The sequence below is a fragment of the Enterococcus sp. DIV0756 genome (assembly GCF_051710745.1).
GTDB lineage: Bacteria > Bacillota > Bacilli > Lactobacillales > Enterococcaceae > Enterococcus_A.
The window spans coordinates 3002501-3028240 of the sequence record NZ_JBIOLF010000001.1 but is presented as its reverse complement, the minus strand read 5'-3'; the positions used below and the strand labels follow the sequence as shown (position 1 = coordinate 3028240).

Below are 25740 nucleotides of genomic sequence, written 5' to 3'. Positions count from 1 at the left end.
TCATTCTATATTATAGCGTTCAGAGGTGCCTAAGTGAGAAAGTTTAATCCAAATAAGAATATTATTATTATATTAATTGTTGTTATTATTGTTGTAGCTACTGTCTCAATTACCGCAGCAAATCGTGCGAAGGACAGTGATACAAATATTGTTCAGTCGACCATCAACGATACTATTAGTGTGGTTGATAAAGTAATTACTGCACCAGGACGTTGGCTAAGTAGTGGTGTTGAATCCGTTTCAAACTTGATCAACACGTATGAAGAAAATCAAAAATTAAAAAATGAAGTAGATCAATATGATGAAGTGAAACAGCAAACAAAGAATCAAGCGCAAGAAATTGAACGTTTAAAAGACGAACTTGAATTGAACCAAACATTGACTAGCTATGAGAAGGTAACTGCCAATGTTATTACACGTTCCCCTGATACATGGCAAGATATGCTGATTGTTGATAAGGGCAGTAGCGATGGAGTCGAAGGGAACATGGCCGTCATGTCAAAAAAAGGTCTGATCGGTCGAGTAATGGAAGTAAATGCCCACTCCTCTAAAATTCAATTATTAACGTCAGATAACAAAAGCAGCAATCATTTTCCTGTAAGAATAAGTTCGGAAAAAGGAAATTCATTTGGAGTTCTAAATAAATATGATGTGAAGGCGCAGCAGCTGATTGCCTCAGAAATTACGGGTGATCAAGATATCAAAGAAGGAGACGTCGTACAAACTTCAGGACTAGGCGGAAATTCACCGGCGGACTTGGCAATTGGTACGGTGGTTAAAGTTAAGCCGGACAGTTATGGCTTGAATCGCGAAGTGTACATTAAACCTTATGCTCAGATGTATGATATATCAGTCGTGACGATTATTCAGAGAATGGCAGGAGCGACAGAATGATTAGTAGAACAACTTTAAAATATATTACACCGTTCTTATTATTTTTCTTATTTTTAATAGACGCTCATGTAACGAGAATTATTGCAACTTGGACGGACAATATCTATGTTGCAAATGCGCATTTAGCATTATTGGTTCTTTTGATTGTTTCTCGTGTTGTTAATGAACGCTTTCTTTTAGGAACTTCTTTGATTTTAGGAATCCTGTATGATCTGTATTTTATTGGTGTTATTGGTATTTATGCAGTAATTTTTCCTTTGCTAGTTATGGGGTTTTATTTCTTCAAAAAAATAATTCAACAAAACATTTTAACGCTTTTTTTTACGGTAGTCATCAGTGTAACATTCTTTGAATTAATCAGTTTGTTATTGCAAACTATTTTTGGTCTTACAGGAGTCAGCGGGGACTTTTTTGTTCCGCGATACTTAGGTCCGACCTTACTTTTTAATATTCTAACGTTTGTAATTTTAATCTTTCCATTAGAAAAAATATTGATTGGATCGTCAGAAGAAGAGCTTGGTATATAAAGGTTTATTGACTATTTTAAGAGCTACAAAAAAACAGAAGAAATTTTCTTCTGTTTTTTTGTAGCTCTCGTTTGTAACTAAAAAATAGTGAAATGAAATGTTTTTGTAACAAAGCTATTATCTGCATGACACACAGCTGTGGTAAACTCATCAATGTGTTAGAAAAAAGTCTAATAAAATTCAAAAATAAATTTTAAGTAGTCGGAGGACAATAGAGTGAAAAAAAGTTTGTTATCAGCATTAATGGTATGTTCAGTAACATTAAGCGCATTAGCAGCTCCAGCCGCAGCTTCTGCCGATGAATTTGATAGTAAAATTGCTGACCAGGATGCAAAAATTTCAAGTTTACAAAACCAACAAACTGATGCACAATCACAAATTAATGCATTAGAAGGTGAAGTTGCTTCAATTAACGATAAAGCACAAGGTTTATTGAACGAACAAGCATCATTAAGACAACAATCACAAGAATTACAAAAACAAATTGATACATTACAAAAACGTATCGAAAAACGTTCAGAAGCAATCAAGGAACAAGCGCGTGATACCCAAGTTAAACAAGCTTCTGGTACGAATGTTATTGATGTAGTGTTAAATGCTGAATCATTCACTGACGCTGTTAGCCGAGTTCAAGCAATGACAACAATTGTCAAGGCCAACAATGACCTTGTTGAACAACAAAAAGCGGATAAAGCAGAAGTTGAACAAAAACAAGCTGAAAACAAAAAGCAACAAGAACAAATCACTGCTAATCAAGCGGCTCTTGAAAGTCAAAAAGGCGATTTAATTGCTAAACAAGCTGATTTAAATGTTCAAACAACAACATTAGCTGCTGAACAAGCAACTGCGGAAAGCGATAAAGCAAGCTTGAAAGAAAAACAAGAAGCAGCTGTTAAAGAGCAACAACGTGTTCAAGAAGAAGCTCGTAAAGCTGCAGAAGCACAAGAAGCTGCTAAAAAAGCAGAGGCTGATGCGAAGGCAGAAGCAGATCGTAAAGCACAAGAAGAAGCTGCCAATACAACTACGACTGAAAGCTCAACTGTTGAGTCTTCAACTTCAGTAGAATCTTCTTCAACTGAACAAACACAATCAAGTACGGTTGAATCATCATCAACTGAATCTTCAAGTGAGGATAATTTCCAAGGTGGAGGCGCAACACCAACAACACCTTCTAACACTGAAAGTTCAAGCTCAAATGATCAAGGTTCAACTTCTTCATCAACAAATAACCAAACACCATCAACTCCAGCACCAACGCCTACACCAAGTCCAGCGCCAGCACCTTCTGGTAATGGTTCAAGCGTAGTTGCTGAAGCAATGAAGTACATTGGTACACCATATGTATGGGGTGGAAAAACACCAGCAGGATTTGACTGCTCTGGGTTTACTTCTTATGTTTTCCGTCAAGCAACTGGTCGAGAAATTGGTGGTTGGACAGTCCCTCAAGAATCCGCTGGAGCTCGCATCTCAGTTGGCGAAGCACAAGCTGGAGATTTATACTTCTGGGGTAGCCCTGGTGGAACTTACCACGTAGCCATTGCAATGGGCGGTGGACAATACATCCATGCACCACAACCAGGTGAGACTGTTACAGTAAGTTCTGTAAGTTACTACGCACCAAGTTTTGCAGTTCGTATGTAATTAAATTTAATTAATCATGACCGGTACGAATGTCGTACCGGTTTTTTTATGGAGGAAAGGCAATGCAGAAACAATTGAAAAATGGGAACGCTTATTTAGGTATAGCTGTTTTAATGATGGTCATTCTATTTATTAGTTCATCGATGACGTATCAACAACAAAGTCAAGTTGGGTTGATTCAAAGAATTCTAGCAAATGAACCGTTAAAGGAATTCTTTGATAAAATTTCCTTCGATTACGCAGGTAGTGAAGTAAGTATTTCTGCAAAAGGATATGTAAAATTTGTTGAATTTTTTATTCGTAAGGGTGCACATTTTATGACCTATTTCATTCTGGGTGGTAGCTTATATTTAGGATTATCGCCTAAACTGAAACAAAAATCATCGGTCTTAAGTCTGTTTTTCGCATGGTTAGCTGCAACTGGTTACGCTGCTACCGATGAATTTCATCAAATGTTGACTGGTGGACGAACACCATTATTTCAGGACGTGATGCTAGATTCTTTTGGAGCACTTACTGCCTGTATAATTATTATTGTTTATCGTGTTATTCGTAAAAAATAGTAATAGCGTTTATTCTTGACGAAAAAAAGTTTCAGGTGGACAATAATAGAGATCAAATAATAGGAGGAATAGACCATGTCAGGACATAGTAAATGGCACAATATCCAGGGACGTAAAAATGCTCAAGACGCGAAAAGAGGAAAAATCTTTCAAAAAATGTCGCGGGAAATTTATATGGCTGCTAAAGCGGGAGGTCCTGACCCGAACACGAACCCTGCGCTTCGTTTGGTAATTGATAAAGCAAAATCTGCCAATATGCCTAATGACAATGTTGATCGCGCAATTAAGAAGGCGACATCAGCAGGCGAGGGTGAACATTACGATGAAATTACTTATGAAGGTTATGGTCCTGGCGGCGTGGCTATTCTAGTTCATGCGTTGACGGATAACCGAAATCGAACAGCTACTAATGTCCGAGTTGCCTTTACAAGAAATGGTGGAAACTTGGGTGAAACTGGTTCCGTGAATTACATGTTTGATCGTAAAGGATACATCGCGATTGAACGTGAGGCCTTATCAGTTGATGAAGACACAATGTTAGAAGATGTGTTGGAAGCTGGAGCTGAGGACATGGAAATCTCGCCAGAGGTCTTTGAGATTTATACAGCAGCTGAGGATTTCACCAGTGTACGTGATCAACTCGAAGCTGATGGATTTACTCTAGCACAGGCTGAGTTGACCATGATACCGCAGACAACAGTTCGTTTAGATGAAGAGCAGCAAGAAAAGCTTGATCGTCTAGTTGAGAAATTGGAAGACGATGACGATGTTTCGGAGGTATTTACTTCAGCAGAATAACTCCCATATTTAATAAACAGTTTATTGTCGATAAGATGATTTTAAAAATTGAAACAAAAAAACCAGCGAATTTTTCGCTGGTTTTGCATTTCTAAAAAACTAATACTGGTGTACCAACTTCGACCATATCGAAAAGTCTGGTCATTACATCAGGAGGTGTATTTACACAGCCGTGAGATCCGCGGGTTTTCCAAAGCTCTCCTCCGTATTCAGGTTGCCAGTCAGAATCATGAAGTCCGACACCGGTCCAATCGATCGGCATCCAGTATTTCACGGGACTTGCATAATCTGTACCGTCATCATTTTTCCCTCGCAGGGTTTTATTTGTTTCTTTTGACCAAACATAATTAACACCTGGAGGAGTTGGTGAACTTGGTTTTCCACTGACAATATCCGTCTCTAATGCTACTTTACCATCTTTGTAATACCACATATGCTGATTTTGTAAATCTACTTCAATGTAGGTTTTATCGATTAATGGTTTATCTGCTGTTGTTGCACCGGTAACAATTGGAGAACGAGTAAAATCTTTACCTTCTAAAATTTGTTTCGTTAAAGCTTCAACTTCCGCTGAGGTGTTGATAGTCCAACTGTATGTACCTGCCGGAACAGAAACCTTTCCGCGACGAGTACTATTGAAATCGGTTGGTTTTGAACTAGTATTGTATTTTTCGCCTAATCCAGTGACATAGGCAGTTACTTTTTCTTGATCGAGGGACATCTTACCATTCTCATCAATTAACCAGTTATTGATATCAGACGTAGGGATTTGGAAGTTTTCTCCATTGATGTTGTAGTTCGCTTTGATTTTTGCTACAGCATTCATTTTGTCCATAGTCTTTTTCAACTCAGGATCATCTTTGGTAATCGTAGGTTTCGAGAGATAGTTATCAAAATTGATATTATGTTTGCCGTCTTTCGCGGCTTCTTTAAAGGCGTCAACGGCTGCATTGACGTCGATCGTATTACCCTGTTTTTCAGGTGTGATCTCAAAACCTTCATTTGTTCGAGTCACTTTTGCATTTTCCGTAGCTGTTCGATTCGTGTTTGTCTGATTAAGTTCTGCTCTTACTGCTTCGCCGACAGCATTTAGTTTATCTTCATCTAAGGTGTTGCCATCAACATCTTTTTTCTCTGCTGCGGAAACTAATTGCATTCCCCAGCTAAATGGGTTTTGTTTTTTTTGCATCGCTTTTAAACCCGGCAGATAATCATTTTGCCATCCTAAATCTTTGCGATTGATCTCTTTCCAATCTTTGCTATCAATCTTAATTAGGAAAGGTGAGTCTGATAGCTCGCGGGTAATCTTTCGATTTGCTTCGCTTACCGTTAGATTATTGATCTTCACTCCATTAACCACAGTGTTTGGAAGGAACCTTTGAGCATAATATGTACTGCGAATAGCGTATCCGCCAACTAAAACTACCAATAAACCTAAAACAACAATCAAACCGATCCGTGTTCGGCTACGAGAATTTCTTCTTTCATTTCTTGTCATCGAAATAACTCCTCATTGCTTTTTATATTTGGTCTTCATTAATCATCGAAGCAATTTTATCAATATAATAGCTACTAATTAAAATGATATACCGAGTTTAAATATACCATAGAATACATGAATTACGAGTGATTTGTCTTGAAACGTTAGCAAATATTAAAAAAGCCGCAAAGAATACAAAGATTCTTTGCGGTAGAGAAAAATTTTATTTTCCTTCAGCTTCTAGATCAGCGAAAGCTTTGTCCATAACTTCTTTAAGTTGTGAAGCGGAGGCATCCATACGATCTTTTTCAGCATCGCTTAATGGGATTTCAATAATATTTTGGATCCCTTTAGCGTTGATAACTGCGGGAGCACCGATATAAATATCGTTTTGTCCGTATTGACCTTCTAAGTATACAGATAATGGGAATACGGCACTTTCATCATTTAAGATTGCGCGAGTAATACGCGCTAAAGCAACAGCGATTCCGTAGAATGTTGCGCCTTTTTTCTCGATGATTTCGTAAGCGGCATCACGTACACCGAAGAATAAGTTAACTAAAGCTTCTTCATCGACTTCTGGATTGTCTTTCACCCATTCGTAAATTTGTAAGCCAGCAACGTTTGCGTGTGACCAAACTGGGAATTCTGAGTCCCCATGTTCACCTAAGATGTATGCATGGACGTTACGTGCGTCAACGTCGACTAATTCAGCGATTGCTTGACGGAAACGAGCGGTATCTAGAGAAGTACCAGAACCAATAACACGTTCTTTAGGGAAGCCAGAGAATTTCCATGTAGAATAAGTCAAAATATCTACTGGGTTAGCAGCAACTAAGAAGATTCCGTCGAAGCCAGAAGCGACAACTTGTTCTACGATACTTTTGTTGATGCGTAGGTTTTTACCCACTAGGTCTAAACGAGTTTCGCCTGGTTTTTGTGGTGCACCAGCGGTAATAACAACTAAGTCAGCATCATGACAATCTTCGTAAGAAGCAGAATAGATTTTTTTAGGTGATGTAAAGGCTAAAGCATGAGACAAGTCGATTGCGTCACCTTGCGTACGGTTGGTATCGATATCGATAATACCGATTTCTTGAGCGATATTTTGATTGACTAGAGCGAAGGCATAACTTGAACCTACTGCACCGTCTCCGATTAACATTACTTTTTGATGGGTTTTACTAGCTGCTGTTGCAGTCATGTGTACCAATCCCTTCTTATATTTGTTTTCCAGTGGAATGATAACACTAATTAATGAAACTTGTCACGTGTTTTACTCATTAATAATACAGTTATTTTAGCTGTTTCAGAAGAAAACGCTTCATGTGTTAATAGTTCAAGAAGCTGGTACTATTAACTTTTTTCAAAAATAACAGAAACTTATGAGAGACTTAAAACACTGAAAACGGTCACTACAGGCTAGTTTGTGTTATACTGTATAAAGAAAATTTTGGACTGGGTAGTCATTTGACTATCCAGCATTTTGTCATGCAAATAAAAAAAGCAATTCTAGTATAAAAATGAATTGTTTATCTAAGAGAATGAGGCGAAACAAGATGAAAATGATAGTAGGTCTGGGAAATCCAGGAAAAAAATATGAAAATACAAAACACAATGTCGGCTTTATGGTTGTAGATCGACTGGCAGCAGAGCATGGAGCTGTCTTCAAAAAAAATACTTTTGAAGCAGAAGTGGCAGATTATTTCGTCGAAGGGGAGAAAGTGTTATTAGTAAAGCCTATGACCTTCATGAATGAGTCCGGTCGAGCAGTTGGCCCACTGATGACGTATTTCGGTGTTTATTTGGAAGAGCTAGTAGTGATCGCTGACGATTTAGACATGGAACTTGGAAAACTGCGTTTAAGGCAAAAAGGCAGTGCTGGCGGTCATAATGGCTTGAAAAGTATTATTTCACATATTGGTACGCAAGAGTTTAATCGGATTAAGATTGGCATAGGACGTCCGAATGGAAAAACAGTTGTGAACCATGTGTTAAGTACGTTTAGCAAAGAGGATGAAGTGAGAATCACCGACAGCATTGTTCGAGCGGCTGATGCGGTGAATGATTTTGTTATAGGTAATGACTTTTTGAAAACAATGAATCGCTTTAATTAGGGCGGATTCATTTATCCTGTTACTCATTTTGTAAATTAGAAAGAATATATAAGGAGTAAGAAAAAATGAATTTGATTGAATTTATGAATCAGCTTCCATTAGTAAAAGAATGGCAATCTAATTTAGAAAATAAAGCAAAACGGCAATTGTTGATTGGTCTTTCGGGATCAGCAAAGGCTTTAGTGATGGCGGCTACACATCAGGCTATTGAAAAACAAACAATTGTGGTTGTGCCAAATCTCTATTATAGTAATCAACTTGCTGAGGAGTTACGACAGATTGTTGACGATGTTAATTTGTTTCCAGTGGATGAAGTACTTTCTGCTGAAATGGCTTTTGCTTCCCCGGAAGCACGAGCCGAACGTGTTTCAACTCTCCAGGCTCTATCGCAAGGAGAAAAGGGAATCTACGTTGTACCCGCTGCGGCATTAAGGAAATATCTGCCGACAACTGAGACGTGGAAATCCAACCAACTGCACTGGAAAATTGGTAGCGAGGTTGATTTAGAGACCTTAGCGCAGCGTTTGGTTCTAATGGGATATGAACGTCAAACCATGGTAGGGAAACCTGGTGAGTTTAGTATGCGCGGAAGCATCATCGATATTTATCCATTGACGACAGAATTTCCTGTTCGAATCGAATTGTTTGATATTGAAATTGATTCTCTACGCTATTTTGAACCAGAAACGCAACGTTCGGTTGAAAATTTGAATGAAATTTGGATCACACCAACGACCGATCTAGTTTTTTCTGCAGAAGATTTAGCACAAGGCGCGTTAAAAGTGAATCAACTCTTGCAAAACCGTTTGGCAGTTACGAAGGAAAAAGAAGAGTATAATTTTTTGAACGACTATTTTGGTCAACTGATTGCTTCTTGGGAAGATGGGATTCCAACGGATCAGGCTAAATATTATACTGATTTATTATATGAAGAAAGAATTTCGTTACTGGACCACTTTGCTAAAGACGCCCAGCTGTTTGTCGACGATTATCCACGTATGATGGAAACGCAACGAGAAATGGAACGAGAAGAAGCTGAATGGCATACGCAAAAAATTGAAGAATTGCGTGTTTTTTCGGATCAATCCTTTGGTATGAACGCTCATGAGTTAATCAAAAAGAGTAAACTAGTAACTAGCTTCTTCTCGCTATTTCAAAAAGGGATGGGAAATCTGCGCTTTGAAGCGATTCATAATTTCCAGTATCGATCAATGCAACAATTTTTCGGACAAATGCCTTTATTAAAAACGGAAGTTGATCGTTGGCAGAAACAGGGACAAACCGTTTTATTCCTAGTATCTGATCAAGAACGTCAGGAGAAACTGACGCAGGAATTTCATGATGTGGAGATCAAAGCGGTTCAAACAACACCTGATCAATTATTGACAGGACAAACACAGATTGTTACTGGAAACCTTACAAATGGATTTGAGCTGCCGCAAGACAAATTGGTTATTGTAACAGAACGGGAAATCTTCCAAAAAGTAACGAAAAAACGTGCTCGACGACAAACAATTTCCAATGCAGAACGTTTAAAAAGCTATAATGAGTTAAAGGCTGGAGACTATGTTGTTCATGCTAATCATGGTATTGGGAAATATATGGGGATGGAAACAATCGAGATCGATGGTGTCCATCAAGACTATATGTCGATCTTATATCAAAAAGACGATAAATTATTCATTCCGGTGACGCAATTAAATCTGATCCAAAAATATGTTTCTTCGGAAGCAAAACCGCCGAAAATTAATAAATTAGGTGGCAGTGAATGGACGAAAACAAAGAGGAAAGTTTCGAAAAAAATTGAAGATATTGCGGACGATTTGATTGAACTTTATGCTAAACGTGAAGCCGAACGCGGCTATGCATTTGGACCAGATGATGAGTACCAAAAAGAATTTGAAGATGCCTTTCCTTATAGCGAAACAGATGACCAGCTACGGAGCACCGCTGAGATTAAGCACGATATGGAAAAAGCTCGGCCTATGGATCGCTTACTCGTTGGCGATGTTGGATTTGGTAAAACAGAGGTGGCCTTAAGAGCAGCATTTAAAGCAATCAAAGAAAATAAGCAAGTGGCGTTTCTTGTACCCACGACGATTTTGGCACAGCAGCATTTTGACACTATGACGGAACGTTTCGAAAATTTTCCAGTTAATGTAGCGATGCTAAGCCGTTTTCGTACAAAAAAACAACAGAACGAAACGATTGAACAAATTCGCACTGGACAAGTCGATATCGTAGTTGGCACGCATCGTCTCTTGTCACAGGATTTACAATTCGCGGATTTAGGTTTGTTAATTATTGACGAGGAACAACGTTTTGGGGTGAAACATAAAGAACGTTTGAAGCAACTGCGGTCACAAGTCGATGTGTTGACATTGACAGCGACGCCGATCCCTCGAACATTACACATGTCGATGCTCGGCGTTCGTGACTTGTCTGTGATCGAAACACCACCAGAAAATCGTTATCCAATCCAAACCTATGTGATGGAGACGAATCCAGGAGCAATTCGTGAAGCGATTGAGCGAGAGATGGCTCGAGGCGGGCAAGCGTTCTATCTATATAATCGAGTAGAAACGATTGAACGGAAAGTAGAAGAATTACAAATGTTAGTCCCTGATGCAAAAATTGGTTTTGCTCATGGGCAAATGACGGAAGTGCAGTTGGAAAATACGTTAATGGATTTCATTGATGGGCAATATGATATTTTGGTTACTACAACAATTATCGAGACAGGCGTGGATATCCCAAATGTAAATACGTTGTTTGTGGAAAATGCTGATTACATGGGCTTGTCTACACTGTACCAATTACGTGGAAGAGTCGGTCGTAGTAATCGTATTGCCTATGCTTATTTCATGTATGAACCACAAAAAATCTTGAATGAGGTTAGTGAAAAACGACTACAAGCGATCAAGGATTTTACTGAATTAGGTTCGGGCTTTAAAATCGCGATGCGGGATTTATCTATTCGTGGAGCAGGAAATCTGCTAGGGGCGCAACAACATGGCTTTATCGATGCAGTCGGTTTTGACATGTATTCACAAATGTTGTCTGAGGCTGTTGATCGCAAACAAGGAAAAAATACCCAAGTGGAACGTACTTCAGTAGAGATTAACCTAGGAATTGATGCCTATATTCCAGGGACTTATATTGAAGATGAACGACAAAAAATTGAAATTTATAAACGGATTCGCGAGTTAGAAAGTACTGAAATGCTGGATGAAGTAGAAGCGGATCTAGTGGATCGTTTCGGTGATTATCCAGACGAGGTAGCGAACTTACTGAATGTTGGTCAAATCAAGATGGACGGCGATCGTGCATTGGTGGAAAGCATCCAAAAACGCCAGCAACAGATTGTCTTCACTTTAAGCAAAGTTGGAACAAAAGCTTATAAAGTTGAGCAGCTTTTTGAAGCATTGAGCGCAACGAAGATGAAAGCAACTTTAGGCGTTGAAAAGGATCAGATGGTTATTAAATTAGTTATTGCAAAATCGATGGATGAAGCGATTTGGATTCGAGAAATCAGTAAGTTTGTCCGTGCATTACGAGAACAGAAGTACAAAGAATAGGTGGTGGAGACACTGGCGAATAAAGAAATGCGCGTGATGATGCAAGGCGCCTTCGTCTTGACTGCCGCATCATTTATAGCAAAACTATTGAGCGCCGTTTATCGAGTTCCATATCAAAATTTTGCGGGAGATGAAGGCTTTTATGTCTACCAGCAAGTGTATCCGATTTATGGCATCGCCATGACTCTAGCCTTGTCCGGGTTACCGCAGTTCATTTCAAAATATGTAGCGGAAAAAAAAGAACCTAGAGAGCAACGACAAGCGTTGGAAGAACTATTTCCTCTAATTAGCGGTTTTGGGCTATTGCTATGGGCCTTATGTTTCTTTTCCGCACAGCCATTAGCTAATTGGATGGGGGATGGCAACTTGTCTCCTCTTATTCAGGTAGTTTCCTTTACATTTATCATTATGCCGTTTCTTTCGATTACTCGTGGAGAATTTCAAGGGAAGCTGTTGATGGTACCAACTGCTGTTTCACAAGTGGTGGAGCAATTGATCCGTGTCTGCGTGATCATTGTTGCTGCTTGGTCATTTAAGCAGTTTGGCTGGGACGTTTATTATACGGGAAAAGTAGCGATGTCGGGTGCTCTAGTTGGTGGGGTGGCGGCGGTTCTAGTTTTGTGGTATTACCGACGAAAGGTTTTAGGAACGAATTTCCTACGAAGAGTACCGATTTTTGATACAAAGACGGTCGCGTTAGGTAAAAGAGTAGTACTTGAAGGCGGCCTGATGACAGTTTACAGTGGTCTGTTAATTTTATTTCAATTAATCGATTCTTTTACCGTTAAAAAAGCCCTAGTTGATTTTGGTTTAAACGAACACGGAGCGAAGCTAGCCAAAGGGGTGTATGACCGAGGCCAACCGTTGGTTCAATTAGGATTAGTCGTGGCTTTAGCTCTGAGTTCTAGTTTTTTACCGCTGTTAACAAGATATTTGATCAGTCAAGATAGAGGAATGTTTATTAAGACAAGCCAGATTTTTTTAAGGCTGACTTGTGCGATTGGTGCAGCCGCTTCAATTGGATTAGCTATGCTGCTTCCTTATGTAAATTATGCACTATTCAAAGATTATCAAGGAAATGGTCCGCTAGTACTATTTGTCTTTTCTATTTTTTTGATGGCAATGGTCCAAGCGTATCAAAGCATTTCTCAAAGTCAAAATGAATATCGTAGTTCATTACAAGCTGCGGGAGCAGGTTTATTAATGAAAGTAGTAATCACTGGGGGATTAACAAAACACTTTGGAACGGTGGGTGCTAGTCTTTCGACCTTGATCGGATTACTTATAGCCTTATTTATCTTACATTTGTCCTGTGACCGTGAAACACGAAGCTATGGCACGCAACGGGGCTTTATGCGAAACCTTTTTATTTGTTTGATCGGTATGGTAGTCGTACTTTTATGTTATTATGGCGGTATCAGTCTTGTTTTTGGGATCATCCATAAAAGAAGTCTTGCGTTAATAGCGGCTGTTTTTGGTGTATTAATTGGTGGAAGTACCTTTTTAATTTTGGCAATTCAGCTACGCTTATTCACGATTCGCGAATGGTTAATGTTGCCATTTGGAAGTAAATTATTGAGAATAAATTGGAAAAGAGGATAATTCATGCGATTAGATAAATTTTTAAAAATTTCACGGATCATTAAGCGCCGAACAGTGGCAAAAGAAGTTGCTGATAAAGGTCGAATCCAAGTAAATGGAAAATTAGCAAAATCTTCAACAGATATAAAAATCGGCGATGAACTGCGTATCCAATTCGGGAATAAAGTCCTAGAAGTTGCAGTAGAAGCGTTGCATGAGTCAACAAAAAAAGAAGATGCAGCTCAAATGTATCGTATTATTAGTGAGACACGCGGGGAAAATAACGGGAATTGAGGATAATTCAAATAGACAATTATATCTTGAATTGATATAATAGTAAAGAATTTCATGTAAGGAGCGAGCAAGAATGAATGAAAACGAGACGCAAAAAATTGCTTCGTTAGATACGCCATATGCAAAAGAGCAATATCTTAAATTTCAAAAGCAACATCGTCAACTGATTTTTAAACGTCGTCGTTTAGCAGCGTTAATAGCCGTTGCTGCTTTTGCCGCTATTGTCATGGGAGTCCAAATCTTCAATGAGCAACGTCACTTAAGTGAACTGAAAGAGATCAAAGTAAAAACAGTTGCCGAGTCTGCTAAGGTAGATGATCGGGTGGATGGTTTAAAACAAGATGTAAAACTATTGAAGGATGACAATTATGTGGCAAAGCTAGCCCGTAGTCGTTTCTATTATTCAAAAGATGGTGAGTTGATTTTTGTTTTACCAGATTCAGCAAACACAGCTAAAAAGGACAAACCAGCTGCTGACGAAGTTGTAAAATCCGAAACTGCTAAATAATTGAATCGCAGTTTTAAATAAATTGGAAAAAAAATTAGGAGGAACATTTTTTTTATGTCAATCGAAGTAGGAGCTAAGCTGCAAGGAAAAGTATCAGGGATCACCAATTTCGGTGCCTTTATCGACTTGGGAGAGGGTAAAACGGGCTTGGTCCATATTAGTGAAATATCTAATGGTTTTGTCAAAGACATTCATGACGTATTGACTGTCGGCGATGAAGTAACAGTGAAAGTGACCTCAGTTGGGGATGATGGCAAAGTTGGACTTTCGATTCGTAAAGCCCAAGATCAACCACAACAACAACCAGAAAAGAAACCTTTCAAACGTGAGTTTCGCGATAATAATCGTTCAAAACCTGCACCTAAAGGAAAACCTCAAAATAGCGGCAAACAAGACTTCGATTCATTGATGAGTTCCTTTTTAAAGGATAGCGATGATCGCTTGTCATCGATCAAACGTAATACCGAAGGAAAACGCGGAGGTCGCGGAGGCCGCCGTAGTTAAAAATAAAGGAGCTGAAATTCTTTTAGGATTTCAGCTTTTTTTATGGGAAATTAGGCTTGCTCAGTTTCTTACTGGCAGGCTGAAATGAGTTCATATTGATTTAATAATCGGAACGTATAATTGGAGGGTAACTGGTGGAAAATTGCTCCCTCTACATAAAATCGAGGAGTTTAACATGAAACAAGAATTTTTTCGTGAAAATCCTGAACTAGCTGCAGGTAAAAAAATTCTGCTAGCAGTCTCTACGGGTGTTGATTCAATGGTTCTTTTACATCTAATGGAGAGACAAGGTCTAACTATTGGGGTAGCTCATGTAGATCATCAATTACGGACTGAATCAAAAGTGGAAGCAGATTTTTTGCGCGATTATTGTCAAAAGCAAAACGTACCTTTCTATCTAAAGGTTTGGCAACATCCCGCAAAGAAGAACGTTGAAGCTGAGGCACGCCGTGTTCGATACACTTTTTTTAAAGAAATCATGGAACAAGAAAATTATGATTTGCTTCTCACGGCCCATCACGGGGATGATCAGTTGGAAACACTTTTAATGCGCTTAACTCGCGGTGGCTCGTTTTCAGGGCATAGTGGAATTATACGACAGCAATCATTTGGGAACGGGACTTTATTGCGTCCACTCCTATCTTTTTCAAAAAAGTCATTGTATAACTACGCTGTAGAAAAGCAATTGATTTATTTTGAAGATGCTACAAATACGTCACAGAACTATTTTCGTAATCGAATCCGTCAAAACGTCGTGCCCGAGCTAAAAAAAGAAAACCCGCAACTATTAGAGCAGGCGCAGCAATTTCATCAACAGTTGCTATGGGCGGATCAGTTAATCACACAGAGGCTAAAAGAAAATTTAAGAAATATTAGATTTGATGGACAACGATGGGTCTTCTCCTATGAAACTCTACCGATTGAGAAGGGGGCTCGTTATTATTTTCTTTCCATCTTCTTTCAGCAAGAAACCGTACAGACAAAACTGACAGTTTCACAGCGCCAACTATTTTCGTTGCTGGACCAAATTCAGCGTCCCGTTAGTCAGTGGGCTGTAGATTTAGGAAATGAGTGGCAGTTTTCACGACGCTATCAGCAATTTTATTTGGAAAAAAAGGCAAGTATTCATCAAGAAAATTACTATTTAGGAGAAAACGACCACTGCCGCTTATCAAATAATGCCATGGTTGCTTTAAGGAAAAGTGATACGACCATAAAAGAAGGGGGCTATCAAGTTCCACTTCCACTGACAGTTAAGCTGCCTTTAACAATCCGGCATCGTCAATCGGGTGATCGAATTCGTTTAACAGACACATTAACAAAACGTATTAGTCGTTATTTTATCGATAAAAAAATCCCGATGGATGCGCGTGATAATGCTTGGGTGGTCGAAGATTCTGCAGGAGAAATCCTAGCACTTCTACCTTTTGTCAATTCCTATTTGAGTATTACAACTGAAACTGATAGAATACACTACATACTTGACTATACGCTTCAAGTAGCGAAATGAAAGGAGTTTCTACATGCTAGCAAAAGATATTGAAAAAGTATTGATTACTAGAGAAGATATTCAAAAACGTTGTGTCGAATTAGGGGCACAATTAACAGAAGATTATACCGATAAAAATCCATTAGTGGTTGGTATTTTAAAAGGAGCCGTACCTTTTATGGCTGATATCGTTCGCGAGATCGATGCTCATTTAGAATTAGACTTTATGGATGTCTCAAGTTATGGGAATCAAACGGTCTCTTCAGGTGAGGTAAAAATCATCAAGGATTTAGACACAAATGTGGAAGGCCGCGACTTGTTAATCGTTGAAGATATCATTGACAGTGGTCGGACATTAGGCTATTTAGTGGATTTATTCAAATATCGGAAAGCTAAATCAGTGAAAATTGTCACATTGTTGGATAAACCAGAAGGTCGTGTAGTAGACATCCATGCCGACTATGTTGGTTTTGACGTCCCAAATGAGTTTGTTGTTGGGTATGGCTTGGATTACGCGGAAGCATATCGGAACCTGCCATATGTGGGTGTCTTGAAGCCAGAAATTTATCAATCAAATTAGTGACCGAAAAAATCACAGTATGATATACTTAAAAGGTCAAAATTGATAAAACTTTTTTTAACAAGCTAATAAGCTAACAAGTGCGAGGAGGACGCAGATGAACAAAAACAATAAGGGAGTAAAAAATGCTCTCTATTATATTCTCGTCATCTTGGCTATGGTCATGGTTGTTTATTTCCTTTTTGGAGATAACAAATCAGCTTCGCCAGATATCGAGTATTCAACCTTTACTGAACAAATGCAAGATGGCAAAATCAAGAACCTTAAGATTCAGCCTGCCGGTGGTGTCTATAAGATCACTGGTGAGTATAAGGCAAAACAAGAAGTGGCTAATTCAGGTGGCTTGAGTATCATTGGTGGAGGAACAGAGTCAAAAACGACTCATTTTTCAACCATTGTATTGCCAAATGATTCAACCTTAAGCCAAGTCAATGACTTAGCTAAAGAGAACAAAGTGAAGACAACAATTGAAGAAGAATCAAGCAGCGGTATGTGGGTTACTTTATTAGTAAGCTTCTTACCAATCTTGATTATGATTTTCTTCTTCTATATGATGTTAGGACAACAAGGCGGCGGTGGCGGCGGCAATGGCCGGGTCATGAACTTTGGTAAATCGAAAGCCAAAGAAGCCGACAAAAAAGCGAACCGTGTTCGTTTTTCCGACGTAGCCGGAGCTGAAGAAGAAAAACAAGAGCTAGTTGAAGTTGTAGAATTCTTAAAAGATCCACGTCGTTTCGTTGAACTGGGGGCTCGTATCCCAGCTGGTGTTCTTCTTGAAGGACCTCCCGGAACAGGTAAAACATTGCTTGCTAAAGCGGTAGCTGGTGAAGCAGGCGTACCATTCTATTCAATTTCAGGTTCAGATTTCGTGGAAATGTTCGTCGGTGTCGGTGCTTCTCGTGTCCGTGACTTATTCGAAACAGCCAAGAAAAATGCACCTGCGATCATCTTTATCGATGAAATTGATGCAGTAGGTCGTCAACGTGGTGCTGGTATGGGCGGCGGTCACGATGAACGTGAACAAACCTTAAACCAATTGCTTGTCGAAATGGATGGATTTGATGGGAACGAGGGCGTTATCGTCATTGCTGCCACAAACCGTTCAGATGTGTTGGACCCAGCATTGTTACGTCCAGGGCGTTTTGACCGTCAGATTTTAGTTGGCCGCCCAGATGTTAAGGGACGTGAAGCGATCCTTAGGGTACATGCTCGGAACAAGCCGTTAGCAGACGATGTCGATTTGAAAGTCGTTGCTCAACAAACACCAGGTTTTGCTGGTGCCGATTTAGAAAATGTTTTAAATGAAGCGGCACTTGTTGCTGCTCGTCGTAATAAGAAGAAAATTGATGCCTCAGATGTGGATGAAGCAGAGGATCGCGTAATCGCAGGACCTGCTAAGAAAGATCGTGTGATCAGCAAACGAGAACGTGAAATGGTGGCTTACCATGAAGCGGGGCATACAATCATTGGGATGGTCTTGAATCGTGCGCGTGTCGTGCATAAAGTAACGATTATTCCACGTGGACGTGCTGGCGGATATATGATCGCTCTACCAAAAGAAGATCAAATGTTAATGTCGAAAGATGACATGTTTGAACAAATTGTTGGATTATTGGGTGGACGTACTGCAGAGGAAATCGTCTTCAATGCTCAAACTACTGGAGCTTCCAATGACTTTGAGCAAGCTACTGGTTTAGCTCGAAGCATGGTTACCGAGTATGGGATGAGCGATAAGCTTGGTCCGGTTCAATATGAAGGGAATCACCAAGTCTTTGTTGGACGTGACTATGGACAGACGAAAGCTTACTCTGAACAAGTTGCTTTTGAAATTGATGAAGAAGTTCGCAGCATCTTGATGCAGGCTCATGAAAAAGCTCGTGAGATTATTGAAACCCATAAAGAACAACATAAACTGATTGCTGAGAAGTTATTGGAATTCGAAACACTGGATGCTAAAGCAATCAAGTCGTTGTTTGAAACGGGTGAAATGCCAGCCGGTTCTGAAAGTCTTTATCCAAGTGAAAAAGCTCAAGCTCAAACTTTCGAAGAAGCAAAACGTGCTTTGGAAGAAAAAGACGCTGAGAAGCAAGCAGAAGATAAAGCGCCTGAACATCAAAATTCAGACGATAAGATTGAACCAGACGATACAAACGATAATCAAGAATAATAAGAAACGGCATGTCTTTGGACATGCCGTTTCTTTATACTTAAAGGGAGTATAAAATTTTCGCATAAATAAATCGCTTTACAGCAGGAATATCCATGTCCGGCTTCACGAACTAGCTTTATCGGCAATAAGCAAAAATATTTCGAAATTTGAGAAACAATTTAGAAATATTTTGGTCTTATTGCTCAAAAGCTGAGCGAGTTCGCGAAGCCTTTCTTAGATGATTATCAGAATTGTCTATAGTGTTAGATTTTATAGAAACTTATTATGCAGACTAACAACCAACCAAGCTGCTTTTTGTAGATGCCAAAAAATAGGAGGAAAAAATGAAAGGAAAAATTCGTGTATGTACGCTTGATGACCTAGATAAATTGCAAGAAATTAGTATAGGGACCTTCAGCGATACTTTTGCAGTTCAAAATGATCCGACAGATTTAGAGGAATATCTAGTTTCAGCTTATGCAATAGAAAAATTGAAACAGGAACTGGGAAATTCAGATTCACATTTCTCTTTTATCTATTTAGCTGATGAACTTGCAGGATATTTGAAATTAAATACTGGTGCGGCACAGACAGAACAGATAGCTATGAATGGATTAGAGGTTGAAAGAATATATATTCGCAAGGAGTTTAAACGATGCGGCTTAGGACGGCAGTTGATAGATTTTGCGATTAATCATGCTCGTAAAGATAATCGTGAGCTTATTTGGCTAGGTGTATGGGAAAAGAATGAACAGGCGTTATCCTTTTATCAAACATTTGGATTTAAAGAAATCGGGAAGCATACTTTTTATGTTGGTAGAGATCAACAAACCGATTTGATTTTGGCGAAAGAGCTCATTTGTTAGAAAAGAAAATGATTGTTTGCTCGTAAAACAATTTAAGGAGCGATGTTTCAATTGGAAAAGATTGTTAAACTTTTCCATTGACAATGAACGGAGAAGTTGAAAAAAGTTGGAACACCTAGTATGATGCAATCACGAGTGGAAAAAAATGGATAAACTCCATTAGAATATTGAGGAGCAAAGTAATGAGTGATTATTTAGTTAAGGCGTTAGCCTATGAAGGTTTTGTTAGAGCGTACGCAGTGGATGCGACAGAAACGATTGCTGAGGCGCAGCGACGACACGATACATGGAATACATCTTCTGCAGCGTTGGGCCGTACGATGATTGGTGCATTGATGCTAGGCGCAACTTTAAAAGGTGAAGACAAAATGACGGTGAAAGTTGAGGGGAATGGGCCTGCAGGAGCTATCGTTGTTGATAGCAATGGCAAAGGTGACGTAAAGGGATACATTAAAAATCCACATATCAGCTTACCTTTAAACGAAATCGGAAAGATTGATGTGCGTGGTGCAGTTGGCACAGAGGGAATGTTTACGGTTATTAAAGATTTGGGGTTGAAGGAACCATTTTCCGGCCAGACACCAATCGTATCAGGTGAGATTGGAGAAGATTTTACCTACTACTTAGCAGTTTCAGAACAAATTCCTTCAGCAGTGGGTGTTTCAGTTTTAGTTGATACAGACGACTCTATCAAAACGGCTGGCGGTTTTATGATCCAAATTATGCCGGGAGCTAGTGAGGAAATTATTGACCAAATCGAGGAGCGCTTGAAGGAAACAACTCGGATTTCTACATTATTAGATGACGGTCAAACGCCAGAAGAGATTCTGCGGAACTTATTAGCAACAGATGATGTGGAATTTTTGGAAGAACTGCCTGTTCAATTTAAATGTGATTGCTCAAAAGAAAAATTTGCATCAGCGATCATTACATTGGGTGCAGAGCAAATACAAGAATTAATTGATCAGGATCATGGTGCGGAAGCTGTCTGTGCCTTCTGCAATAATAAATATGAATACAGTGAAGCGGATCTTTACGAGTTGAAACAGGAGATTTTGGGGGAATAGTAGTGAAACCATTGAATGGCACATGGAAAATTGGAGATGTGGAGGTTCCAAACCGGGTTGTAGTAGCCCCGATGGCAGGGATAACGAATGCAGCTTTTCGAGTGACGGTGAAAGAATTTGGTGCTGGATTAGTCGTCTGTGAGATGATCAGCGATCAAGGAATTCATTTCAGAAACAAAAAGACACTGGAGATGCTTTACATTGACGAACGGGAGCATCCATTAAGTGTACAAATTTTTGGTGGGAATAAAGAATCATTAGTAGAAGCAGCTCAATTTGTGCAGGAAAATACGGAAGCAGACATCATTGATATTAATATGGGGTGCCCTGTCAACAAAGTCATTAAGGCAGAGGCAGGTGCGAAATGGCTTTTGGACCCCAATAAAGTCTACGAAATGGTAGAGGCAGTTTCTTCTGCTGTAGATATTCCCGTGACTGTCAAAATGCGAATTGGTTGGGATGAACAACATATTTTTGCCGTTGAGAATGCATTAGCTGCTCAAAGCGCAGGTGCTGCGGCAATTGCTATGCATGGTAGGACTAGGGTTCAAATGTATGAAGGAAAAGCGGATTGGACTATATTAAAACAAGTTGCAGATCAATTAACTGTTCCATTTATGGGCAACGGGGACGTTCGTACGCCAGAAGATGCCAAACGAATGATTGAAGACGTCGGTGTTGATGCAGTAATGATCGGACGTGCAGCGCTAGGTAATCCGTGGATGATTCACCAAACACAGCACTATTTGGAGACAGGTGAATTGATTCCTGAACCAACGGCACGAGAGAAAATTGAAACAGCTAAATTACATTTAGAACGCTTGATCAACCTGAAGGGTGAAAAAATTGCAAGTCGCGAATTTCGACAACATGCTAGTTATTACCTCAAGGGAATTCCGCGCTCTGCTAAAACAAAAGTGGCCATCAATCAAACGGAAGAAAAACAGGTAATCTTAGATTTATTAGATCAACTTGTCGAAAAGACCGAAACAAAGGTGGAAATTAGCTAAACTTCAAGCCGAATGAGGAATTCGGCTTGATTTTTTGTCTATTCATTGGCATTATAAGAAAGAGTAATTACATACTGAGGAGGAACATTCGTGACTGAGGAACAAACTAATTTGACAGAAATGAACGATCAAATGCGTGTCCGCCGCGAAAAAATGGATATTCTTCGTGAAGAAGGTATTGATCCATTTGGCGCACGTTTTGAACGTACAACAAATTCAAAAGAGCTACATGAAACATATGATGCAAATACCAAAGAAGAGCTTCTTGAAAAACAATTAACCGCAAGTATCGCTGGTCGAATGATGACAAAGCGTGGAAAAGGAAAAGTTGGTTTTGCACATTTACAAGATCGTGAAGGGCAAATCCAAATTTACGTTCGTAAAGATGAAGTTGGAGAAGAAGCGTATGCGATTTTCAAAAAGGGAGATTTAGGAGATTTCTTTGGTGTAACTGGTGAAATCATGAAGACTGATACAGGTGAAGTATCAATCAAAGCCAAAGAAATTACTCTGCTATCGAAAGCATTACGACCATTACCAGAAAAATATCATGGCTTAACGAATGTGGAACAACGCTATCGTCAACGTTACTTGGATTTGATCAGCAATCGTGAAAGCTTTGATCGTTTTACTAAGCGCAGTCAAATTATCAGCCAAATTCGTCGTTATTTAGATGGTTTGGGTTATATTGAAGTAGAAACACCTGTCTTGCATAATGAAGCTGGTGGCGCAACTGCTCGCCCATTTATCACGCATCATAATGCCTTAGATATGGATCTTTACTTGCGTATAGCGCTTGAGCTGCATTTAAAACGTCTAATTGTTGGTGGAATGGAAAAGGTATATGAAATTGGTCGTGTTTTCCGTAACGAAGGGATCGATACAACTCATAATCCAGAATTTACAATGATGGAAGTTTATACAGCGTATCATGATTATCTAGATGTCATGAATTTGACTGAAGGAATCATTCGTAATGTTGCAGAAAATGTTCTTGGTGAGACGACGCTTACTTATGATGGAAAAACTATTAATTTAGGTTCTGAATTCAAACGTGTTCACATGGTTGATGCAATCAAAGAACAAACCGGTGTTGATTTTTGGCCTGAAATGACGATTGAAGACGCACGTTCATTAGCAAAAGAACACAACGTTGAGATTAATGACAATATGGAAATTGGACATATTATCAATGAATTTTTTGAAACCTTCGTTGAAGAGACGCTGGAACAACCGACGTTTGTTTATGGTCATCCAGTAGAAGTCTCGCCACTTGCGAAGAAAAATGCAGAGGATGGACGTTTTACTGACCGCTTTGAATTATTTATTGTAGGGCGTGAATTTGCAAATGCCTTTACTGAATTGAATGATCCAATCGATCAACGGTCTCGTTTCGAAGCACAAGAAAAAGAACGTGAACAAGGAAACGATGAAGCGCATGGTGTGGATGAAGATTTCTTAGAAGCGTTAGAATATGGGATGCCGCCAACTGGTGGATTGGGAATTGGAATTGATCGTCTGGTCATGTTGCTAACAGACGTGCAGTCAATTCGTGACGTTCTATTGTTCCCAACAATGCGTTAAGAATTGAAAATTTTTAGACGTTCAGTGAAGCTGAGCGTCTTTTTTTTGATATGACCAATGAATTATTAGAATTTGATGTCATCTTATAATGCTAAAATGCGATTGAGTTTTTTGTGAAAAGGGAATTTTCAGTCAGCTTTCATGTTATTTGCGAACATTTACACGAACAACAAAGAACATCGGTCAGTAATGAAAAAAAAGTTGAAAAAAACAATAATTTTAATTGACCGAAGAAGATTATGTTGGTATATTATTTAATGTTCCAAAGCGAGCGAGTACCGCTCAAAAAAACTTAAAATTGTTATTGACAGATGACTGACTTTCAGTTATTCTAACAAAGTCGCATAAAGCGATGGCAATAATTTCTTCGAAAAAAACTTTGAAAAAGTTGTTGACATCAAAACGGCAATCTGTTATGATTTAAAAGTTGCTGAAACAAAGCGACAAACAATGTAGACCTTTGAAAACTGAACGAATAAAACAAACCAAATGTGTGGGGCGCTTCTGTTATAGAAGCAAACAACATAGCAAGCAATATGCTAGCAAGTCAATTATTACAATTGAGCTTAACAGTCGCAAGACTGTTTCAAACACTTTTTATGAGAGTTTGATCCTGGCTCAGGACGAACGCTGGCGGCGTGCCTAATACATGCAAGTCGAACGCTTTTTCTTTCACCGGAGCTTGCTCCACCGAAAGAAAAGGAGTGGCGAACGGGTGAGTAACACGTGGGTAACCTGCCCATCAGAAGGGGATAACACTTGGAAACAGGTGCTAATACCGTATAACAATCGAAACCGCATGGTTTCGGTTTGAAAGGCGCTTTTGCGTCACTGATGGATGGACCCGCGGTGCATTAGCTAGTTGGTGAGGTAACGGCTCACCAAGGCAACGATGCATAGCCGACCTGAGAGGGTGATCGGCCACATTGGGACTGAGACACGGCCCAAACTCCTACGGGAGGCAGCAGTAGGGAATCTTCGGCAATGGACGAAAGTCTGACCGAGCAACGCCGCGTGAGTGAAGAAGGTTTTCGGATCGTAAAACTCTGTTGTTAGAGAAGAACAAGGATGAGAGTAAAATGTTCATCCCTTGACGGTATCTAACCAGAAAGCCACGGCTAACTACGTGCCAGCAGCCGCGGTAATACGTAGGTGGCAAGCGTTGTCCGGATTTATTGGGCGTAAAGCGAGCGCAGGCGGTTTCTTAAGTCTGATGTGAAAGCCCCCGGCTCAACCGGGGAGGGTCATTGGAAACTGGGAAACTTGAGTGCAGAAGAGGAGAGTGGAATTCCATGTGTAGCGGTGAAATGCGTAGATATATGGAGGAACACCAGTGGCGAAGGCGGCTCTCTGGTCTGTAACTGACGCTGAGGCTCGAAAGCGTGGGGAGCAAACAGGATTAGATACCCTGGTAGTCCACGCCGTAAACGATGAGTGCTAAGTGTTGGAGGGTTTCCGCCCTTCAGTGCTGCAGCTAACGCATTAAGCACTCCGCCTGGGGAGTACGACCGCAAGGTTGAAACTCAAAGGAATTGACGGGGGCCCGCACAAGCGGTGGAGCATGTGGTTTAATTCGAAGCAACGCGAAGAACCTTACCAGGTCTTGACATCCTTTGACCACTCTAGAGATAGAGCTTCCCCTTCGGGGGCAAAGTGACAGGTGGTGCATGGTTGTCGTCAGCTCGTGTCGTGAGATGTTGGGTTAAGTCCCGCAACGAGCGCAACCCTTATTGTTAGTTGCCATCATTTAGTTGGGCACTCTAGCGAGACTGCCGGTGACAAACCGGAGGAAGGTGGGGATGACGTCAAATCATCATGCCCCTTATGACCTGGGCTACACACGTGCTACAATGGGAAGTACAACGAGTCGCGAAGTCGCGAGGCTAAGCTAATCTCTTAAAGCTTCTCTCAGTTCGGATTGTAGGCTGCAACTCGCCTACATGAAGCCGGAATCGCTAGTAATCGCGGATCAGCACGCCGCGGTGAATACGTTCCCGGGCCTTGTACACACCGCCCGTCACACCACGAGAGTTTGTAACACCCGAAGTCGGTGAGGTAACCTTTTGGAGCCAGCCGCCTAAGGTGGGATAGATGATTGGGGTGAAGTCGTAACAAGGTAGCCGTATCGGAAGGTGCGGCTGGATCACCTCCTTTCTAAGGAATCAGTTCATCTAAGATGAACGTTACGGAAACTACACAGGCTTGCTTTTATTCGTTCAGTTTTGAGAGGTTTACTCTCAAATCGTTCATTGAAAACTGGATACAGAAACAATAATTTAAACAAACCGAGAACACCGCGTTGAATGAGTTTTTTAATAAGTTCAATTGCTTATTTATTACTAAGGAACATGATCGCTCATGGAAATTAGTAAGACCCTTGACGAAAGTCAAGATAAGGTTAAGTGAATAAGGGCGCACGGTGGATGCCTTGGCACTAGGAGCCGATGAAGGACGGGACTAACACCGATATGCTTCGGGGAGCTGTAAGTAAGCTTTGATCCGGAGATTTC

Annotated in this window: 20 protein-coding genes and 2 rRNA genes (1 of these 22 running past the window's edge); 20 read left to right on the top strand and 2 right to left on the bottom strand. The window is 40.0% G+C overall.

The window, feature by feature from the left end; genetic code table 11:
* The first annotated feature begins 33 nt into the window (after positions 1-33).
* The 5 genes from mreC (at position 34) to IGI44_RS14535 (ending at position 4423) form a co-directional block, all read left to right on the top strand.
* Positions 34-894 (top strand): rod shape-determining protein MreC, encoded by an 861-nt coding sequence (gene mreC, locus IGI44_RS14555; RefSeq protein ID WP_438788458.1) that lies wholly within the window; start codon positions 34-36, stop codon positions 892-894.
* On the top strand, positions 891-1421 hold the full coding sequence (gene mreD, locus IGI44_RS14550; protein WP_438788457.1) for a rod shape-determining protein MreD: 531 nt from the start codon (positions 891-893) through the stop codon (positions 1419-1421). Before mreC ends, mreD begins: the two co-directional genes overlap by 4 nt.
* Positions 1422-1637: 216 nt before the next feature.
* Positions 1638-3062 (top strand): C40 family peptidase, encoded by a 1425-nt coding sequence (locus IGI44_RS14545; RefSeq protein WP_438788456.1) that lies wholly within the window; start codon positions 1638-1640, stop codon positions 3060-3062.
* Positions 3063-3124: 62 nt separating this feature from the next.
* On the top strand, positions 3125-3625 hold the full coding sequence (locus tag IGI44_RS14540; RefSeq protein ID WP_438788455.1) for a VanZ family protein: 501 nt from the start codon (positions 3125-3127) through the stop codon (positions 3623-3625).
* Positions 3626-3700: 75 nt separating this feature from the next.
* Complete coding sequence (locus IGI44_RS14535; protein WP_438788454.1) at positions 3701-4423, top strand: YebC/PmpR family DNA-binding transcriptional regulator; 723 nt, start codon at positions 3701-3703, stop codon at positions 4421-4423.
* Positions 4424-4514: 91 nt separating this feature from the next.
* Here IGI44_RS14535 and IGI44_RS14530 read toward each other — a convergent pair whose 3' ends face one another.
* Complete coding sequence (locus tag IGI44_RS14530; RefSeq protein ID WP_438788452.1) at positions 4515-5921, bottom strand: L,D-transpeptidase family protein; 1407 nt, start codon at positions 5919-5921, stop codon at positions 4515-4517.
* A gap of 205 nt (positions 5922-6126) precedes the next feature.
* Entirely contained in the window at positions 6127-7107 is a 981-nt protein-coding gene (locus IGI44_RS14525; protein WP_316405716.1) for an L-lactate dehydrogenase, read from the bottom strand.
* 355 nt (positions 7108-7462) lie between these two features.
* On the opposite strand from IGI44_RS14525, the gene pth reads away from it, so the two are divergent.
* The 15 genes from pth to IGI44_RS14450 all read left to right on the top strand — a co-directional run.
* A complete protein-coding gene (gene pth, locus IGI44_RS14520; RefSeq protein WP_438788450.1) occupies positions 7463-8020 on the top strand; it encodes an aminoacyl-tRNA hydrolase in 558 nt (185 codons plus the stop codon).
* Positions 8021-8085: 65 nt separating this feature from the next.
* Positions 8086-11598, top strand: a complete 3513-nt coding sequence (mfd, locus tag IGI44_RS14515) for a transcription-repair coupling factor (protein ID WP_438788449.1) — start codon at positions 8086-8088, stop codon at positions 11596-11598.
* 39 nt (positions 11599-11637) lie between these two features.
* Entirely contained in the window at positions 11638-13200 is a 1563-nt protein-coding gene (locus IGI44_RS14510; RefSeq protein WP_438789005.1) for a putative polysaccharide biosynthesis protein, read from the top strand.
* Between the two features lie 3 nt (positions 13201-13203).
* Positions 13204-13473 carry an RNA-binding S4 domain-containing protein gene (locus IGI44_RS14505; RefSeq protein WP_438788448.1) on the top strand — a complete coding sequence of 90 codons (270 nt, stop codon included), beginning with the start codon at positions 13204-13206 and terminating at the stop codon, positions 13471-13473.
* 73 nt (positions 13474-13546) lie between these two features.
* The gene (locus IGI44_RS14500; RefSeq protein ID WP_438788447.1) at positions 13547-13981 is read left to right on the top strand and encodes an FtsB family cell division protein; all 435 of its coding nucleotides are present in this window, start codon (positions 13547-13549) and stop codon (positions 13979-13981) included.
* Between the two features lie 54 nt (positions 13982-14035).
* On the top strand, positions 14036-14485 hold the full coding sequence (locus IGI44_RS14495) for a S1 domain-containing RNA-binding protein (RefSeq protein ID WP_438788446.1): 450 nt from the start codon (positions 14036-14038) through the stop codon (positions 14483-14485).
* Between the two features lie 175 nt (positions 14486-14660).
* Positions 14661-15995, top strand: coding sequence for a tRNA lysidine(34) synthetase TilS (gene tilS, locus IGI44_RS14490; protein ID WP_438788445.1), 1335 nt, complete (start codon positions 14661-14663; stop codon positions 15993-15995).
* 13 nt (positions 15996-16008) lie between these two features.
* Positions 16009-16554 carry a hypoxanthine phosphoribosyltransferase gene (gene hpt / locus IGI44_RS14485; protein WP_438788444.1) on the top strand — a complete coding sequence of 182 codons (546 nt, stop codon included), beginning with the start codon at positions 16009-16011 and terminating at the stop codon, positions 16552-16554.
* A 97-nt stretch (positions 16555-16651) separates the two neighbouring features.
* Positions 16652-18721 (top strand): ATP-dependent zinc metalloprotease FtsH, encoded by a 2070-nt coding sequence (gene ftsH, locus IGI44_RS14480; protein WP_438788443.1) that lies wholly within the window; start codon positions 16652-16654, stop codon positions 18719-18721.
* A 326-nt stretch (positions 18722-19047) separates the two neighbouring features.
* On the top strand, positions 19048-19569 hold the full coding sequence (locus IGI44_RS14475) for a GNAT family N-acetyltransferase (protein ID WP_438788442.1): 522 nt from the start codon (positions 19048-19050) through the stop codon (positions 19567-19569).
* A gap of 182 nt (positions 19570-19751) precedes the next feature.
* Positions 19752-20636, top strand: coding sequence for an Hsp33 family molecular chaperone HslO (gene hslO, locus IGI44_RS14470; RefSeq protein ID WP_438788441.1), 885 nt, complete (start codon positions 19752-19754; stop codon positions 20634-20636).
* A gap of 11 nt (positions 20637-20647) precedes the next feature.
* Entirely contained in the window at positions 20648-21646 is a 999-nt protein-coding gene (gene dusB, locus IGI44_RS14465; protein WP_438789004.1) for a tRNA dihydrouridine synthase DusB, read from the top strand.
* A gap of 120 nt (positions 21647-21766) precedes the next feature.
* The gene (gene lysS, locus IGI44_RS14460; RefSeq protein ID WP_438789003.1) at positions 21767-23230 is read left to right on the top strand and encodes a lysine--tRNA ligase; all 1464 of its coding nucleotides are present in this window, start codon (positions 21767-21769) and stop codon (positions 23228-23230) included.
* A gap of 595 nt (positions 23231-23825) precedes the next feature.
* Positions 23826-25384, top strand: a 16S ribosomal RNA gene (locus tag IGI44_RS14455).
* A 242-nt stretch (positions 25385-25626) separates the two neighbouring features.
* Positions 25627-25740, top strand: a 23S ribosomal RNA gene (locus tag IGI44_RS14450) (it continues 2798 nt past the right edge of the window).
* Together the 16S and 23S rRNA genes form the textbook arrangement of a ribosomal RNA operon.

Coding starts and splice junctions, on each gene's coding strand:
- mfd (WP_438788449.1), top strand. CDS start 8,086: ATGAATTTGATTGAATTTATGAATCAGCTTCCATTAGTAAAAGAATGG.
- lysS (WP_438789003.1), top strand. CDS start 21,767: ATGAACGATCAAATGCGTGTCCGCCGCGAAAAAATGGATATTCTTCGT.
- IGI44_RS14525 (WP_316405716.1), bottom strand. CDS start 7,107: ATGACTGCAACAGCAGCTAGTAAAACCCATCAAAAAGTAATGTTAATC.
- IGI44_RS14505 (WP_438788448.1), top strand. CDS start 13,204: ATGCGATTAGATAAATTTTTAAAAATTTCACGGATCATTAAGCGCCGA.
- IGI44_RS14530 (WP_438788452.1), bottom strand. CDS start 5,921: ATGACAAGAAATGAAAGAAGAAATTCTCGTAGCCGAACACGGATCGGT.
- pth (WP_438788450.1), top strand. CDS start 7,463: ATGAAAATGATAGTAGGTCTGGGAAATCCAGGAAAAAAATATGAAAAT.
- hslO (WP_438788441.1), top strand. CDS start 19,752: ATGAGTGATTATTTAGTTAAGGCGTTAGCCTATGAAGGTTTTGTTAGA.
- mreD (WP_438788457.1), top strand. CDS start 891: ATGATTAGTAGAACAACTTTAAAATATATTACACCGTTCTTATTATTT.
- IGI44_RS14475 (WP_438788442.1), top strand. CDS start 19,048: ATGAAAGGAAAAATTCGTGTATGTACGCTTGATGACCTAGATAAATTG.
- IGI44_RS14495 (WP_438788446.1), top strand. CDS start 14,036: ATGTCAATCGAAGTAGGAGCTAAGCTGCAAGGAAAAGTATCAGGGATC.
- tilS (WP_438788445.1), top strand. CDS start 14,661: ATGAAACAAGAATTTTTTCGTGAAAATCCTGAACTAGCTGCAGGTAAA.
- IGI44_RS14510 (WP_438789005.1), top strand. CDS start 11,638: ATGCAAGGCGCCTTCGTCTTGACTGCCGCATCATTTATAGCAAAACTA.
- IGI44_RS14540 (WP_438788455.1), top strand. CDS start 3,125: ATGCAGAAACAATTGAAAAATGGGAACGCTTATTTAGGTATAGCTGTT.
- hpt (WP_438788444.1), top strand. CDS start 16,009: ATGCTAGCAAAAGATATTGAAAAAGTATTGATTACTAGAGAAGATATT.
- IGI44_RS14535 (WP_438788454.1), top strand. CDS start 3,701: ATGTCAGGACATAGTAAATGGCACAATATCCAGGGACGTAAAAATGCT.
- ftsH (WP_438788443.1), top strand. CDS start 16,652: ATGAACAAAAACAATAAGGGAGTAAAAAATGCTCTCTATTATATTCTC.
- IGI44_RS14500 (WP_438788447.1), top strand. CDS start 13,547: ATGAATGAAAACGAGACGCAAAAAATTGCTTCGTTAGATACGCCATAT.